Raw genomic sequence first — 14,286 nt, 5'->3', positions numbered from 1 at the left:
GTTTTTACTTGCAGCAGGGAACGGACGACTTGAGCGGAGGAGCGGTGTGCCGGCTTTAGTCGGGAAAAATGCTGCCGAGTGCCGAGAGCACGCCGAAGGCCTTGGCCCGGACCTCGTCCCATTCGGCCTCCGGGTCGGAATCGGCCGTGATAGCACCGCCGACGCCCAGCGTCAGCTGGTCTCCCTGCCGGACCAAGGTCCGAATCACCACGGACAGGTCAGCGGCACCGTTGAGCGAGAAGTACCCCACCGCCCCCGAATAGACGCCGCGTGCGCCGGACTCCAACCGGTCCAGGATGTCCATCGTGCTGATTTTCGGGGCTCCGGTCATTGAACCGGCGGGGAAGGCCGCAGCAATGGCCTCTGTGCGGGAGGCGTCCGGACGCAGACTCGCATCAATCGTGGAAACCATCTGATGCACCGTGGCGTAGCTTTCAATCGCGCATAAGCGGCTGACCCGCAGCGAACCGGGCACAGCAAAATGGCTTAGGTCATTGCGCAGCAGATCCACGATCATGATGTTTTCGGCACGGTCCTTGATGCTGGTTGCCAGCTCGGCCTTCAGGGCCGCGTCCGCCGCCGGATCCGCGACTCGACGCCGAGTACCCTTGATCGGTTCGGCGCGCAGGGCACCATCGGCGGCCAAACTCATGAACCTCTCCGGCGAGGTACTTGCGACGGTCAAACTGCCGAAGCGCAGGTAGTTGGCGAACGGCGCGGGATTACGACGGCGCAGGGACAGGTATGTTTCCAGCGGATCCGCCCCTGCGGCAGCGGTGGCGGACAGCTCCGTGGTCAGGCAGATTTCGTACGAGTTGCCGTCGTGGATTTCCGCCTGCGCCTGGCGGACCTTGAGCAGGTACTGGTCCTTGCTGTCCCGCACTTTGAAGGCCGGGCCGTTTTCCGGGCCGGCGGTCGCCGCCGTGGCGGAATCGTCCGCGGTCAGGGCCACAGATTCGATGACGGTCCGGGTCCGGACCAACCACTCACGGACTTCGTCTCTGGATGCGTCGCTGGCCAAGGCCAGAAGATAGGTGCACCGGCGGGCGTGGTCGAGCACGATGCCGCGGCCGGCAAAGATCAAGGCCGCATCGGGAGTGGCGGCCGCTACGTCGCTGCCACCGCATTCGCGCTTGAGCTCATAGCCCAGGTACCCCAGCCAGCCCAAGGCGAATCCGCCGGGAACCTCCACCGGGCCGGTAACAGCGGGAGTGCCCCACACTCCATCCAGCCAGCGGAAGAAGGGCGAGCGGATCCGGGTGGTGACAGCCCCGTCGGCAACCGAAGTGATGCCCGAGCGATGTTCGGCAGAGCGGCCGAAGGTCCCGGCGTCGTCGGCCATGATGCTGTATTCGTTGCGGTCCGGCACCGCAGTGGCCCCGGCATTGGAGCTGTCCAGCCAGACCGCGCGGTCCGAAGCGGCATAGAGGGCGCGGAAGAGCGCGGCCCCGTCGGGCAGGGCATCAATCCGCTCGGTCAGCAGTTGCGGGGCAACACCATGGGAACGCTCCACCGAGAGCAGCGCGTCCAGTTGCGGGAGCGAGGCCAGGGCCTTCAGCACACCGGCGGCCACCGTGGCACCGGTTTGCCCGTGGACCAGCAGGTCCGCGGCGCGGGGAACGTCGTCGCCGTCGAGCCAGGCTTCTTCCTGCGCCGCCCACACATCCCAGAACGGCTCGTAGCCGGCACCGTCGCGGGCAATAGCCCGGACCCGGCGGTCCACCGCTTCGGCCTGGATCCAGATAACGACGTCGGTGAATTCGCGTGCGGTGGCGTGGGCGGCACCAACTCCTTCCACCACCACGATCTCGGCAGGTTCCGTGGAGCGGCGCTCGCCGTCGTCGTTCTGCTCCCAGTCCCATGCCGTCCAGGTTGCGCGCTCGCCACGGGCAAGCGGCTGCAGCACCGTTTCCAGGTAGCGCTGCTGCCCGTCGGCCAGGCCGTGCCAGCCCGGATAGATGTCTTCCAGATGGAACAGCGAAACGGTGTGGTGCTCCCGCAGGAGGGCGGCCAGTTCCACCGCCAAGGTGGTCTTCCCCGCCCCGGAGCGTCCGTCCACGGCGATGATGACCGGTTTGTCAGTGGGTGGCAAGCTGCGCCCTGACATGTTCCACAATGCCCGGCACCGCTGCACTGATCAGGTTCCAGCTGACATCGAAGTCGGCCTCATCGCCGTACCAGGGGTCGTAGATGCCCTGTTCGGCGGGACCGTGGTCCGCGACTTTGGGATCAAAGGATCGGAGCATGCGGACCTTGTTCCGGGCCCCATCGTCCGGAGCGTCGCCATGCAGCTGTTCATAGTGGTCCACGTCCAGGGCCAGGATTAGGTCCCGGTCTGCGTACCAGGCAGGCTCGAACTGCCGGGCACGATGGTCGGCGGTGAGCAGGTCGGCTTGTTTGAGACGGGCGGCGGCGCGTTCATCGATGGGACGGCCGGTCTCCCACCCGGTAGTGCCTGCCGAGTCGACGGACACCTCGTCGGACAGGCCGGCATCTTCGAAGGCCTTGGTCAGGATGTACTGGGCCATAGGGGAGCGGCAGATATTGCCTGTGCAGACAGTAATTATCCGGTACATAGCCAAGAGTCTAACTAGAAGAACGCCAGCAGCAGGCCGACACCGATGAACAGGACACCAAAAACGTAACCGAGCATCCGCTGGCCGCGTTCGGTTCTGGTGAACCGGTGGAAGGAGCGCGCCGCTGCGGCAAAGAAGAACCACATGACCAGGATGTCGATGATGACAATGGTGCCGGCCAGGACAACGTACTGCGGGGCCAGCGGCTGCTCGGGACGGATGAAGCCGGGCATGAAGGCCAGAAAGAACACGATGGCCTTCGGATTGAGCAGATTGACCCACAGGCCACGCCGGAACATCGACCATGCGGGCTCGTTTCGTTGGGCCTGGATGAGTTCCTGGTCGGCCGAGGGTTTGGCCAGCAGCTGCCGGATGCCCAGGTAGACGAGGTAGGCCGCGCCCGCATACTTGATGACGTAGAAAGCTGTTGGGGAACTGGCCACCAGCAGGCCAACGCCGAGGGCCACAATGAGGATGTGGATGATCAGTGCCGCCTGCTGCCCGAGGATGCCCCACAGGGAACGGCGGAAGCCCGCGTTGAGGGCATTGCTCATGGTGTTGATGGCACCCGCGCCCGGGGTGAAACTGATGACGGTGCCCGCGCCTACCAGCGCCAGCCACAGGGAAATCTGCACCAGATGATATTACGCGCCGCAGGCCCCGCTTCACCATACTGTCTGAGGCAGCTCGAAATCGTGCAACGCCGTATCCGCGGTGATGACCGTGAATCCCTCCACGATGGCCTGTGCCGCGATCATCCGGTCGCGGGGGTCACGATGAGGCCATTCGAGCTGTGCTGCTTCCAACGCATACACGCCGCTGAGCGGATTTTCCTCGCTCACCAGTTCAAGAAGGTGTCTGCGGTAGTAGCTGGACCCTAGCGCTCGTCGAGTACAGCCATGGCCGCGTTGTGGCCGCCGAGCCCGCTGACGCCGCCGCCCCTGCGGGCGCCGGCACCGCAGAGCAGAATGCGGGAATGAGCAGTGCCCACGCCCCAGCGGCGGGCAGGGGTGTCCAGCGGGTCATCGTCTTCGGCGAAAGGCCAGGATAAGGGCCCGTGGAAGATGTTGCCACCGGGCATGTTCAAGGTGGCTTCCAGATCCATGGTGGTCTTGGTTTCGATGCACAGCCGGCCGTCGGCGTCGCGGAGCAGGCAGTCCTCGATCGGTTCGGCGAGGACGGAGTTGAGCGAGGCCAGCACCGCGTCCTGTAACTGCTGGCGCATTCTGCTGTTCCCCGCGGTAAGCAGCCGGTGCGGGGTCTGCAGAGTGAACACGGTCAGGGTGTGTGCGCCGGAAGCGCGCAGCTGCTCCGGCAGGATGGACGGATCCGAGAGCGTGTGGCAGTAGATTTCGGCCGGCAGCGGGTCGGGGACGCTACCTGCGGCGGCCGCCGCGCGGGCAGCCTCGAGCTGCGAATACAGCTCATTGATGTGGAAGGTCCCGCCGAACGCCGCCTCCGGTGCAAGCTGCGGGTCGAGCAGCTTTGGCAGCCGGGCCAGCAGCAGGTTGACCTTGGCCTGCGCACCTTCAGGTACGGGGCCCGGAGCGTCCGGCTCTTCGCCCAGCAGCCGGTGCAGCACCGCCGGTGCAACGTTGGCGAGCACAAAGTTACCGGAGACGACGACGCCGGTCCGCCCGCCGCCGTCGTACCTCACCACTGCCTCGGGACTGACGGACGTGACTTCGCACGACGTGCGGAACTGAGCGCCGGCCGCACGCGCCGCTTGCTCCAAGGCTCCGGAGACCGCTCCCATACCTCCGCGCGGAACGTCCCAGTCGCCGGTGCCGCCGCCGATGACGTGGTAGAGGAAGCACTTGTTTTGCTGCAGGTTCGCGTCATGCGCGCCGGCGAAGGTGCTGATCAGCGCGTCGGTCAGTACAGTGCCGCGTACCAGGTCGGAAGAAAAAGTGCGTTCGATAACCTCCCCGATGGGACGTTCAAAGACATCCGACCAGAGCTGGTTGTCCGCAACAAGCCGCCGTATCTCGCTCCGGCGGCGCAGCGGTTGCGTCACCGTGGGCCACAAAGTCCGTGCCAACTGCCCGGTGCGGCGGTAGAAGTTGCCGAAAGCGGAAAAATCCACAGCGGCCCCTACGGACTCAAAAGACTCCCGTGTGGCCTGACCGTTCTGGTTGTCCACCAGTAGTCCGCGGTCCGTATCCTGCACGGGGGTGTAGGAGGAGTAGCGGCGGCGGATCAGCTGCAGGTCCAGGCCCAGATCCTGGATGATCTGCCGCGGAAACAGGCTGACCAGATAGGAATAGCGCGAGAGCAGGGCGCCGGTGCCAGGGAAAACCTCCTTGGAAACGGCCGCGCCGCCCAGATGGTCCTGGCGCTCAAGGACCAGCACAGACCGGCCTGCCTTAGCCAGATAGGCTGCGGCGACCAGACCGTTGTGCCCGCCGCCGACGATCACGACGTCGAAATGCTCGTGTTGCAGGGACTTTCCGGCCATGTGGCAGCCCCCTTACGGTTTGCGGGCCAGGATTTCGCCGTTGGGAATTAGGAACCAACCGTCCGCGGCCATCGCCCACTCCCGCCAGCCCTGTGCAATGCGGTCCAAGCCGGCCTGGTCGGTGATACCGCGTTCGAGCGCTTGTTCCGCGTAAGCCGAATGCAGCACTCGCTCCGACCAGACGTTGCCCTGCCAGGCGCGCTGCTCGTCCGTAGCGTAGAGCCAGTTGGACGAGGACGGCGTGATGTCGCGGAACCCGGCGGCCATGGCCCAGGAAATCAGGTGCCTGCCGGCGTTCGGCTCCGCGTGGTTGCCGCGGGCGATCTGCTGATAGGTGTCCATCCAGTCATCCAGCTCCGGCAGCTGCGGGAACCAGCTCATGCCATGGAAGTCCGCGTCCCGCACGGCCACGAGGCCGCCGGGTTTGGTGACGCGGCGCATCTCGTACAGCGCGGCAACCGGATCCGTCAGGTGCTGGAGGACTTGATGGGCGTGGACCACATCGAACGTGTCGTCGTCGTAATCAAGGTCGTAGATGTTGCCGCTGACGAAGGTGACGTTCTCCAGTCCCCGCAGCGCCGCCAGCTCGGCAGCCTGCGTGAGTACATCATCCGAGCGGTCAAGCCCGATGACCTCGCCCGGGGCCACCAGCTCGGCCAGGTCCGCGGTGATACTGCCCGGGCCGCAGCCGACGTCGAGCAGTTTCAGGCCGGGCTTGAGATGGGGGAGCAGGTAGGCTGCGCAGTCCTCGGCAGTGCGGACTGCGTGTGCGTTGACAACGCTCTGGTGGTGGCCGTGGGAGTACACCTCATCCTTCATAGTGGGCAGACTACTCTGAATCGGCCTCCTCGAGACAGCGACGTGCCCGTTCTGTTGCGCAAGGTGTCGCCGGTCCCGCGGTTCTGCCGGGAACTGAGCGCACCACGCGCGCAGGCGAGCCCACAACAATGGACTTTGCCGGTACGTCTTTCGTAACCACGGATGCGGCCGCTACGACGGCATCATCACCGATGGTGACGCCCGGCAGAATGGTGGCGTTGGAGCCGATCCAAACATTGCGGCCGATGACAATGGGGGCCGGGTGCATGTCTGCGCGGTGGCTCGGCGCGAGGTCGTGGTTGAGCGTGGCAAACACCGTGTTGTGCCCGATCAGGCAGTCGTCCCCGATGACCACACCGCCCTGGTCCTGGAACTTACACCCGGAATTGATGAAGATCCGCTCCCCGAGGGTGATGTTCTTCCCGAAGTCGGAGTAGAGGGGAGGGAAAACCGTCACAGACTCGTGAACTGGCTTGCCGGTCAGCTGGGCCAACAGTTCCCGCACGTGTTCCGGCTCCTGGTAGCTGCCGTTGAGTTCACCGGTGATGCGCAGGGCATCCTGGCTGGTCTGGTGCATCACCTGATGGAACGGCGAATTCCCGGTGATGGTCTGGCCCGCATTCAGTGCCTCAAGGAGGTCGTTGAGTTCCATGCTGTCCTTTCTATCAAAGCTCCGAATAGTAGGATCTCAGGGAATTATCTCGATTATGGAAATAGTTTATAGTGGAGAGGACTTTGTCTCCCCTCAAAGGAACGCATGAAGCGCTGGCTTAGAACCTTGTTCCCTGTGTTGATCGTCCTCGTGTGGCTCGCTGCGGCGGGCGCTGGCGGGCCTACTTTCGGCAAGCTTTCGGACGTCTCAACCAATGACCAGGCCGGGTTCCTGCCGCAAAGCGCGGAGTCCACAGAGGCCGGCGAGTGGCAGGAAAAGTTCCTCGATTCTGACGCCGTGCCCGCCGTCGTCGTTATTGAGTTCGACGAGGCGATCGAGCCTCAGGAGCTGCGGACCTATGTCCCGCTGGCTGACAAGCTTGCCGAGGCGGCAGGCGTGACCGCGGGGTCGGAGAGCCAGGTTGCCGGCCCGATTCCGGCAGAAAATTTCGAAGCGATCGAGTTCGTCGTCCCAATCGCGGGGGACGCGGGGGATGCAGTTGAGGAACTGCGGACGGTGCTCCAGACCGAATCGCCTGCGGAGGCCACCGCTTACGTCACCGGACCGGCAGGGTTCATCGCCGATCTGGTTGAGGCCTTCGCCGGGATCGACGGCCTGCTGCTCGGAGTGGCGCTGCTGGCGGTCTTCGTCATTCTCCTGATCGTCTACCGGGCGCTGCTGCTGCCTTTCCTGGTCCTGCTGACGTCAGTCTTCGCCCTTTGTGCCGCCATCCTGGTGATTTATTGGTTCGCGCTGGTGGGCTGGATCCAGTTGAGCGGGCAGAGCCAGGGCATCCTGTTCATCTTGGTGATTGGCGCCGCAACGGATTATGCGCTCCTGCTGGTTTCCCGTTTCCGTGAGGCGCTGGGGGAGCAGGAGTTTAAGTGGGCTGCGATGAAGACGGCCTACCGGGGATCGCTGGAGCCGATTGCGGCTTCCGGCGCCACGGTGGTCCTGGCGCTGCTGTGCCTGTTGTTCTCGGACCTCAACTCCAACCGCAGCCTCGGTCCCATCGCCGCCATCGGCATTGTTTTCTCCGTCCTTGCCGCACTCTCCCTGCTGCCGGCCCTGCTGCTGATCTTCGGCCGCGCTGCCTTTTGGCCGATTGTTCCGCGTCCCGAACACCACGCGCACCGGGCGGAAACCGGAACGGCGCCAGCTGGTGCCGAGGACTTGCGCGGTACCTGGCGCCTGGTAGCCAGACTGATTGCCAAACGTCCGCGCGCCACCTGGCTCGTCTCGCTGCTGGTCCTCGTGGCGGGGTCCCTTGGCGTCTTGCAGCTGCAGGCGCACGGCGTTCCGCAGTCCGAACTGGTGATGGTGCAAACGGACTCGGAGGACGGGCAGGAGGCGCTGGCCCGGCATTTCGACGCCGGAACAGGGTCTCCGGCCGTGATCGTGGCCGACGGCTCGGTGCGGGACGATGTGCTCACCGCCGTACGCGGACATGATGGCGTTGCCGCAGCCGACTTCTTCAGCAAAGACGGCGAAGTGGTTGAACTGGACGGGCGCGTGATGATCAAGGCCACGCTGGAGAAGGCCGCCGATTCGGAAGGCGCGGAGAACGATGTCGCCGATCTCCGAGCCGATCTGGACGCCGTGGATGAAACCGCGCTGGTAGGCGGGGTCTCCGCCGTCGCACTCGATACCAACGTGACGGCCCAGGCCGACCTGCTCAAGATCACGCCCATCGTGCTGCTGGTCATCCTGGTCATCCTGATGCTGCTCCTGCGGGCCGTGGTGGCGCCGGTGCTGCTGATCCTGAGTGTTGCCCTGTCATACCTGACGGCACTCGGCGTTTCCGCGCTGGTGTTCAACCACATCTTCGGCTTCCCCGGCGCCGATGCTTCCGTGCCCCTCTACGGTTTTGTCTTCCTGGTGGCTCTCGGCGTGGATTACAACATTTTCCTCATGACCCGGGTGCGGGAAGAATCCCTGAAAATCGGCACCCGCCCGGGGATCCTGCGCGGACTGGGGGCCACCGGAGGTGTCATCACCTCGGCCGGTATCGTCTTGGCGGCCACTTTCGCGGCTCTGGGTGTCATCCCCATCCTGTTCCTGGGGCAGCTGGCCTTCATCGTGGCCTTCGGGGTCCTGCTGGATACTGTGCTGGTGCGCTCGCTGCTGGTTCCCGCGCTGTCGTACGATCTGGGCCGACGCATCTGGTGGCCAAGCAAGCTCTCGCGGACTTCGCCGAGCGCTGAATCCGCCGCACACAAGGTGGAGGCGAAGGCCTGAGGTTCAAGCCCGAAACCGCGCGCTGGCGGTCTTCCGCCTGAACGGTGATGCTGACCCTTCGAGCCAAACTTGAGTCGGCCTGGCTCAAGTTGAATTGACATCGTTTCGTGTCTGAGTAAACTTGAGTGCAGAACGCTCAATATGGTTCAGGCCCTGCAATGCCAGGGCTCCGCCGGTCCGGTCCTCAAGGGCCGCGGGCGGCGGCGGGACCACTATTTCGGGCCGGTCTTCGGTTCATCATGAAAGGACAAGCGTATGTCTCGTGCAGTAGGTATTGACCTCGGTACCACCAACTCCGTGGTTTCCGTACTGGAAGGTGGCGAGCCCACCGTCATCGCCAACGCCGAGGGTGGCCGCACCACCCCATCGGTCGTGGCATTCTCCAAGTCCGGCGAGGTCCTCGTCGGCGAAATCGCCAAGCGCCAGGCCGTCAACAACATCGAGCGCACCATCGCATCGGTCAAGCGCCACATGGGCACCGACTGGAAGGTCGAGGTCGACGGCAAGAACTACACCGCGCAGGAAATCTCCGCACGCGTGCTGCAGAAGCTCAAGCACGACGCCGAGTCTTACCTGGGCGAGAAGGTCACCGACGCTGTGATCACCGTGCCGGCATACTTCAACGATGCTGAGCGCCAGTCCACCAAGGAAGCCGGCGAAATTGCCGGCCTGAACGTCCTGCGTATTGTCAACGAGCCGACTGCTGCCGCACTGGCCTACGGCCTCGACAAGGGCAAGGAAGACGAACTCATCCTGGTCTTCGACCTCGGCGGCGGCACCTTCGACGTCTCGCTGCTCGAAGTTGGCAAGGATGAAGATGATTTCTCCACCATCCAGGTCCGTTCCACGTCGGGCGACAACCGCCTCGGCGGCGACGACTGGGACCAGCGCGTTGTGGACTTCCTGCTCCAGCAGGCCAAGTCCAAGGGTGCGGACCTGTCCAAGGACAAGATTGCCCTGCAGCGTCTGAAGGAAGCTGCCGAGCAGGCCAAGAAGGAACTGTCCTCGGCTTCCTCCACCAATATCTCGCTGCAGTACCTCTCGGTGACCCCGGAGGGCCCGGTCCACCTGGACGAGCACCTCAGCCGTGCCAAGTTCCAGGAACTGACCAAGGACCTGCTGGACCGGACCAAGAAGCCGTTCCACGACGTCATCAAGGAAGCCGGCATCAAAGTTTCCGACATTGACCACATCGTCCTGGTCGGCGGTTCCACCCGCATGCCCGCAGTGGTCGACCTGGTCAAGGAAATGGCCGGCGGCAAGGAGCCGAACAAGGGCGTGAACCCGGACGAGGTCGTCGCCGTGGGCGCTGCTCTCCAGGCTGGCGTGCTGAAGGGTGAGCGCAAGGACGTGCTGCTCATCGACGTCACCCCGCTGTCCCTCGGCATCGAGACCAAGGGCGGCATCATGACGCACCTGATCGAGCGCAACACCGCCATCCCGACCAAACGGAGCGAGACCTTCACCACGGCGGATGACAACCAGCCGTCGGTGGCCATCCAGGTCTTCCAGGGCGAGCGCGAGTTCACCCGGGACAATAAGCCGCTGGGCACCTTCGAGCTGACCGGCATCGCGCCGGCTCCGCGCGGCGTGCCCCAGGTCGAGGTCACCTTCGACATCGACGCCAACGGTATTGTCCACGTGTCCGCCAAGGACAAGGGCACCGGCGCCGAGCAGTCCATGACCATCACGGGCGGTACCGCGCTGTCCAAGGATGACATCGACCGCATGGTGCGCGAGGCCGAGGAACACGCGGCCGAGGACAAGAAGCGCCGCGAGGCCGCAGACGTCCGCAACTCGGCCGAACAGCTGGCCTACTCTGTGGACAAGCTGCTCGCCGACAATGACGACAAGCTGCCCGAAGAGGTCAAGACCGAGGTCAAGGCCGACGTCGATGCCCTGAAATCCGCACTGGAGAAGCAGGACAACGACGACGAGGTGAAGTCCGCGTTCGAGAAGCTGCAGGCTTCCCAGACGAAGCTCGGCGAGGCCATCTACTCGCAGGCCCAGGCCTCCGGCGCAGCCGGCGAGGGTGCACCGGGAGCAGACGGCACCGCCGGACAGGGCTCTGCCAACGCTGACGAGGACATCGTCGACGCTGAGGTTGTCGACGAGGAAGAAGAGAAGAAGTAACTATGCCCCACCACGGTAACGAGCACGAGCACGAGTCAGAGCCGGTGAGCTTCCGCGACAACCGTAAGATTGACCCGGAGACGGGCAAGGTCCGTGGCCAGGAAGCACCTGCCGAAGCGGAGGCAGCCGAGGAGGCTGCCGCCGCGGAGGCACCCGCATCCGAGGATGTTGAGGGTGACGCTCTGTCCCAGGCCGAGGCGATCCTGAACAGTACCGACGTTCCCGCCGGGGAGTCGGTAGCCCAGGGCGTGGACTCGGAACAGGCGGCAGAGCTGAGGAATGACCTGCTGCGCCTTCAGGCGGAGTACGTCAATTACCGCAAGCGGGTGGAACGGGACCGCGCGGTGGCCGGCCAGATGGCCATCATCGGTGTTCTCAACTCGCTGCTTCCGGTACTTGATGATATCGATGCCGCACGCCAGCACGGCGACCTCGAGGACGGACCCTTCGCCGCAATCGCAGCCAAGCTGGAAAACGTCCTGAAGGTCTACGGTCTGGAACCGATCTCCGAGACGGACGTGGAGTTCGATCCGAATATCCACGAAGCGCTGATGCAGCAGCAAAGCGCGGATGTCCAGGTCGATTCGGTCAGCCAGATCCTTCGGACCGGGTACAAGTCCGGGGATCGCGTCCTGCGTGCTGCCCAGGTGATCGTGGCTGTACCGGCCGAGTAGCTCCGAACGAGGCCGGGGACGTCGTAAAGGCGTCCCCGGCTCTCATGGGCTCTCGGGCCACCATAGACTTTGAACTACACGAAGGGAGGCGCCTGAATGGCTAGCCAGGATTGGGTCGAGAAGGACTTTTACAAGATCCTTGGTGTCTCCAAGGACGCGTCGGATGCCGACATCAAGAAGGCATACCGCAAACTTGCCCGGAAGTACCATCCGGACACGAATTCCTCTGATGCCACGGCTGAAAAGATGTTCAAGGACGTCTCCGAAGCTTATTCGGTACTCTCCGATCCGGAAGAGCGCCAGCAGTACGACGCCATCCGGGCGATGGGCAGTGGGGCCCGCTTTACCGCTGGGGGAGCGGGCACACCCGGTGGCGGCGGGTTTGAGGACATCTTCGGCAATATGTTCGGTCAGGGCACCCGCAGCCGTTCAGCCGGCGGATTCGGCAACGGGAATATCCCGCCCGAGTTTGCCGACCTATTCGGCGGTGGGTTCGGGGGCGGGTTCCAGCCGCCGCAGGCGCCGCCGCGCAAAGGTGCGGACCGGACCGCCTCCACCAGCATTTCCTTTGCCGGTTCCATCAAGGGAACCACCATCGGACTGCGCGAGCCTTCCGGCGAAGTCATTGACGTCCGTATTCCCGCCGGAATTAAGGACGGTCAAAAGGTCCGCGTCCGAGGCAAAGGTCAGCCCGGCCCTGCCGGCAGCGGCGACCTGATGGTTACCGTGAATGTACAGCCCCATACTTTCTACACGCGCGACGGTGACAACCTTCGGATCCATGTCCCGGTGACCTTCGATGAGGCGGCGTTGGGAGCGCAGATCGACGTTCCGACCATGAACGGCGAAGCGGTGAAGGTTAAGGTGCCTGCCGGCACGCCATCAGGACGGACGCTGCGGGTCAAGGGACGCGGTGTTAAGACGGGCAAGGCGACGGGAGATCTGCTGGTAACCATTGACGTCGTTGTTCCACAAAACCTGAACAAGGAAGCCGAAGAAGCCGTCAAGGCATTCGCCGCGGCCACGGGGGATGCGAATCCTCGCGCCAACCTGGCAGCCAAGGCCAGGCTTTAGGCGACAGATATGGAGAGAGCAATGGGTATTGACCGCAACGCGCCTATCTTTGTGATCTCCGTAGCTGCAGAGCTCGCGGAGATGCATCCGCAAACCCTGCGCCAGTACGACAGGCTGGGCCTGGTCTCACCGTCCCGGCAGCGTGGCCGCCAGCGGCGCTATTCGCAACGCGACGTGGACACCCTGCGTGAGGTCCAGCGGTTGTCGCAGGAAGGCGTGTCGCTTGAGGGCATCAAGCGGATCCTGGAGCTGGAGAACCAGGTGAACGCGCTGCGCTCCCGAGTGCAGGAACTGACCGCCGAGCTCGAAAGCACGCGGCGGCAGAGTGGAACGGAAGCGAGCCGGGTATTCGCCGCCGGGCTGGCCGGAGACGTTGTTACTCTGGCCCGCGGGAAGCGTCCGCGGCCACGGAGCCAGGCCTTGGTGGTCTGGCGGCCGCACTCCTGAGAGCTGCCCGCCGCGATAACTCCATGGCGCCGGCGATCCGTGCGGCCAGAGCAGCGCCGACACCGGGCACTTCCTGAAGTTCCCCGGGGTCGGCGAGCTGCAGCCCGGCCGGACCGCCGAGCCTTTTCAGGACCGACTGCGCCAGTTCCAGACTGCTGGCATCCCGCGTCCCGGATCCGATGACCAGCGCCAGCACCTCCGCGTCCCTCAGCCTGCGGATGCCCATCCGCGCCATGCGCTCCCTGGGCCGGTCTTCCGCCTGCATCTGCGCAATTGCGAGATGGTTCTTTTCGATTGTGCTCATACGGTCGACGCTAGGCGCAGGCACGCCTGATCCGAAGGCCGCGCCGAGACCATGTGGACACGGCAGGTGTGTAACGGCCCCTGTAGAGATGGGGCCCGGCCGTAACGATCACCCGGCAGCGCGTTCACTGGCAGTCATGGCATTGTAACCAGTCATGTCCTGGGACGTCAGACAGGCGGAGAGTCCCGCCCGGGTGGATACTCCGGCCGTGTTGGCCTCGTCCACCCGCGCGTCGGACCCTCCGCCTGTCTGACGAATGAGCATGGCCTCGGTTGTATCGATCATGCCCTGCCACGTCTTGGTTTCAATCGGGAACCAAGACTAATCTTCTTTCTTTCAGCGGATCATTTCGCCATCCGGGGCCACTACATACCAGACGTCGTTGACGCCCTGGCCGTCGACGTCTCCCGGGGCCTTGTCATTCTGCCAGTAGTAGATCGGCATGCCGTCAATGGTCACCTGCTTCTTGCCATCAGGGGTGTCGATAGTTCCGACTTCCGCCGTGATGCCTTCAACTTCCGGGGCATCGCCTTCCGTCAGGACAGGCGGCCACGCGACCAGGCAGTCGCCGGTGCAGTTGCTGACACCGGAATCCTTTTCGTCCTTGGTGAAGTAGTAGACGGTCATTCCCTCGCCATCGACCACAATCTCACCGAGATCGGTTTCGGCAGTCATGAGCTGGGAACCAGCCATCGCACCGGCTTCACCGGAGGCCGGGGCACTTGCCCCGCCCGGTGCCGATTCGGTGGTCTCGGGCATGGCGGTCGTTTCCTCGGCCGGCGGCGGGGCTTCCGTGCCTGATTCGTCGCCGCCTCCGCATCCGGTGAGGCCGAGAAGGGCTGCGGTCATAAGGGCAGCAGCACCACTGAGTTTGATTTTCATGAGGAATTCCTAACGATCAACCGGGCTGC

At 64.2% G+C, this 14,286-nt stretch carries 15 protein-coding genes; 5 read left to right on the top strand and 10 right to left on the bottom strand.

Annotation, left to right across the window (positions count from 1 at the left end):
* Positions 1-55: 55 nt before the first annotated feature.
* The 7 genes from pabB to AC5RWO_RS14470 form a co-directional block, all read right to left on the bottom strand.
* Positions 56-2,107: an aminodeoxychorismate synthase component I gene (gene pabB, locus AC5RWO_RS14500; protein ID WP_498732126.1), complete on the bottom strand. Its 2,052-nt coding sequence runs from the start codon at positions 2,105-2,107 to the stop codon at positions 56-58.
* On the bottom strand, positions 2,079-2,528 hold the full coding sequence (locus tag AC5RWO_RS14495) for a low molecular weight protein-tyrosine-phosphatase (protein ID WP_498732124.1): 450 nt from the start codon (positions 2,526-2,528) through the stop codon (positions 2,079-2,081). The genes pabB and AC5RWO_RS14495 overlap by 29 nt, the downstream gene beginning before the upstream one ends.
* 62 nt (positions 2,529-2,590) lie before the next feature.
* Positions 2,591-3,211, bottom strand: a complete 621-nt coding sequence (locus tag AC5RWO_RS14490; protein WP_074701061.1) for a LysE family transporter — start codon at positions 3,209-3,211, stop codon at positions 2,591-2,593.
* 30 nt (positions 3,212-3,241) lie between these two features.
* The gene (locus AC5RWO_RS14485) at positions 3,242-3,418 is read right to left on the bottom strand and encodes a PIN domain-containing protein (RefSeq protein WP_498732123.1); all 177 of its coding nucleotides are present in this window, start codon (positions 3,416-3,418) and stop codon (positions 3,242-3,244) included.
* 35 nt (positions 3,419-3,453) lie between these two features.
* Positions 3,454-5,034, bottom strand: coding sequence for a phytoene desaturase family protein (locus AC5RWO_RS14480; RefSeq protein WP_498732122.1), 1,581 nt, complete (start codon positions 5,032-5,034; stop codon positions 3,454-3,456).
* 12 nt (positions 5,035-5,046) lie between these two features.
* A complete protein-coding gene (locus AC5RWO_RS14475) occupies positions 5,047-5,853 on the bottom strand; it encodes a class I SAM-dependent methyltransferase (RefSeq protein ID WP_498732121.1) in 807 nt (268 codons plus the stop codon).
* Between the two features lie 10 nt (positions 5,854-5,863).
* Complete coding sequence (locus AC5RWO_RS14470) at positions 5,864-6,505, bottom strand: DapH/DapD/GlmU-related protein (RefSeq protein ID WP_498732119.1); 642 nt, start codon at positions 6,503-6,505, stop codon at positions 5,864-5,866.
* Between the two features lie 105 nt (positions 6,506-6,610).
* On the opposite strand from AC5RWO_RS14470, the gene AC5RWO_RS14465 reads away from it, so the two are divergent.
* The 5 genes from AC5RWO_RS14465 to AC5RWO_RS14445 all read left to right on the top strand — a co-directional run bounded on the left by AC5RWO_RS14465 (position 6,611) and on the right by AC5RWO_RS14445 (position 13,071).
* Positions 6,611-8,743: an MMPL family transporter gene (locus tag AC5RWO_RS14465; RefSeq protein WP_498732118.1), complete on the top strand. Its 2,133-nt coding sequence runs from the start codon at positions 6,611-6,613 to the stop codon at positions 8,741-8,743.
* Positions 8,744-8,998: 255 nt separating this feature from the next.
* A complete protein-coding gene (gene dnaK / locus AC5RWO_RS14460; protein WP_498732117.1) occupies positions 8,999-10,876 on the top strand; it encodes a molecular chaperone DnaK in 1,878 nt (625 codons plus the stop codon).
* A gap of 2 nt (positions 10,877-10,878) precedes the next feature.
* A complete protein-coding gene (locus AC5RWO_RS14455) occupies positions 10,879-11,550 on the top strand; it encodes a nucleotide exchange factor GrpE (protein ID WP_498732116.1) in 672 nt (223 codons plus the stop codon).
* A gap of 96 nt (positions 11,551-11,646) precedes the next feature.
* Positions 11,647-12,624 (top strand): DnaJ C-terminal domain-containing protein, encoded by a 978-nt coding sequence (locus tag AC5RWO_RS14450; RefSeq protein WP_498732115.1) that lies wholly within the window; start codon positions 11,647-11,649, stop codon positions 12,622-12,624.
* A gap of 21 nt (positions 12,625-12,645) precedes the next feature.
* Positions 12,646-13,071 (top strand): heat shock protein transcriptional repressor HspR, encoded by a 426-nt coding sequence (locus tag AC5RWO_RS14445; RefSeq protein ID WP_498732114.1) that lies wholly within the window; start codon positions 12,646-12,648, stop codon positions 13,069-13,071.
* On the opposite strand, the gene AC5RWO_RS14440 is transcribed toward AC5RWO_RS14445, so the two are convergent.
* The 3 genes from AC5RWO_RS14440 to AC5RWO_RS14430 all read right to left on the bottom strand — a co-directional run bounded on the left by AC5RWO_RS14440 (position 13,001) and on the right by AC5RWO_RS14430 (position 14,257).
* A complete protein-coding gene (locus AC5RWO_RS14440) occupies positions 13,001-13,375 on the bottom strand; it encodes a UPF0758 domain-containing protein (protein ID WP_498732113.1) in 375 nt (124 codons plus the stop codon). The genes AC5RWO_RS14445 and AC5RWO_RS14440 overlap by 71 nt on opposite strands.
* Positions 13,376-13,483: 108 nt before the next feature.
* Positions 13,484-13,660 carry a hypothetical protein gene (locus AC5RWO_RS14435; protein WP_498732112.1) on the bottom strand — a complete coding sequence of 59 codons (177 nt, stop codon included), beginning with the start codon at positions 13,658-13,660 and terminating at the stop codon, positions 13,484-13,486.
* A 51-nt stretch (positions 13,661-13,711) separates the two neighbouring features.
* Positions 13,712-14,257, bottom strand: a complete 546-nt coding sequence (locus AC5RWO_RS14430) for a COG4315 family predicted lipoprotein (RefSeq protein WP_139004525.1) — start codon at positions 14,255-14,257, stop codon at positions 13,712-13,714.
* Positions 14,258-14,286 lie beyond the last annotated feature (29 nt).

Source organism: Arthrobacter sp. B055-34 (assembly GCF_059090425.1).
This window is presented reverse-complemented; position numbering and strand designations above follow the sequence as displayed.

What these genes read in the sequence shown, in the direction of transcription:
- AC5RWO_RS14475 (WP_498732121.1), bottom strand. Translation starts at nt 5,853, where the DNA reads ATGAAGGATGAGGTGTACTCCCACGGCCACCACCAGAGCGTTGTCAAC.
- AC5RWO_RS14445 (WP_498732114.1), top strand. Translation starts at nt 12,646, where the DNA reads ATGGGTATTGACCGCAACGCGCCTATCTTTGTGATCTCCGTAGCTGCA.
- AC5RWO_RS14430 (WP_139004525.1), bottom strand. Translation starts at nt 14,257, where the DNA reads ATGAAAATCAAACTCAGTGGTGCTGCTGCCCTTATGACCGCAGCCCTT.
- AC5RWO_RS14455 (WP_498732116.1), top strand. Translation starts at nt 10,879, where the DNA reads ATGCCCCACCACGGTAACGAGCACGAGCACGAGTCAGAGCCGGTGAGC.
- AC5RWO_RS14435 (WP_498732112.1), bottom strand. Translation starts at nt 13,660, where the DNA reads ATGATCGATACAACCGAGGCCATGCTCATTCGTCAGACAGGCGGAGGG.
- pabB (WP_498732126.1), bottom strand. Translation starts at nt 2,107, where the DNA reads ATGTCAGGGCGCAGCTTGCCACCCACTGACAAACCGGTCATCATCGCC.
- AC5RWO_RS14495 (WP_498732124.1), bottom strand. Translation starts at nt 2,528, where the DNA reads ATGGCCCAGTACATCCTGACCAAGGCCTTCGAAGATGCCGGCCTGTCC.
- AC5RWO_RS14465 (WP_498732118.1), top strand. Translation starts at nt 6,611, where the DNA reads ATGAAGCGCTGGCTTAGAACCTTGTTCCCTGTGTTGATCGTCCTCGTG.
- AC5RWO_RS14450 (WP_498732115.1), top strand. Translation starts at nt 11,647, where the DNA reads ATGGCTAGCCAGGATTGGGTCGAGAAGGACTTTTACAAGATCCTTGGT.
- AC5RWO_RS14470 (WP_498732119.1), bottom strand. Translation starts at nt 6,505, where the DNA reads ATGGAACTCAACGACCTCCTTGAGGCACTGAATGCGGGCCAGACCATC.
- dnaK (WP_498732117.1), top strand. Translation starts at nt 8,999, where the DNA reads ATGTCTCGTGCAGTAGGTATTGACCTCGGTACCACCAACTCCGTGGTT.
- AC5RWO_RS14440 (WP_498732113.1), bottom strand. Translation starts at nt 13,375, where the DNA reads ATGAGCACAATCGAAAAGAACCATCTCGCAATTGCGCAGATGCAGGCG.
- AC5RWO_RS14480 (WP_498732122.1), bottom strand. Translation starts at nt 5,034, where the DNA reads ATGGCCGGAAAGTCCCTGCAACACGAGCATTTCGACGTCGTGATCGTC.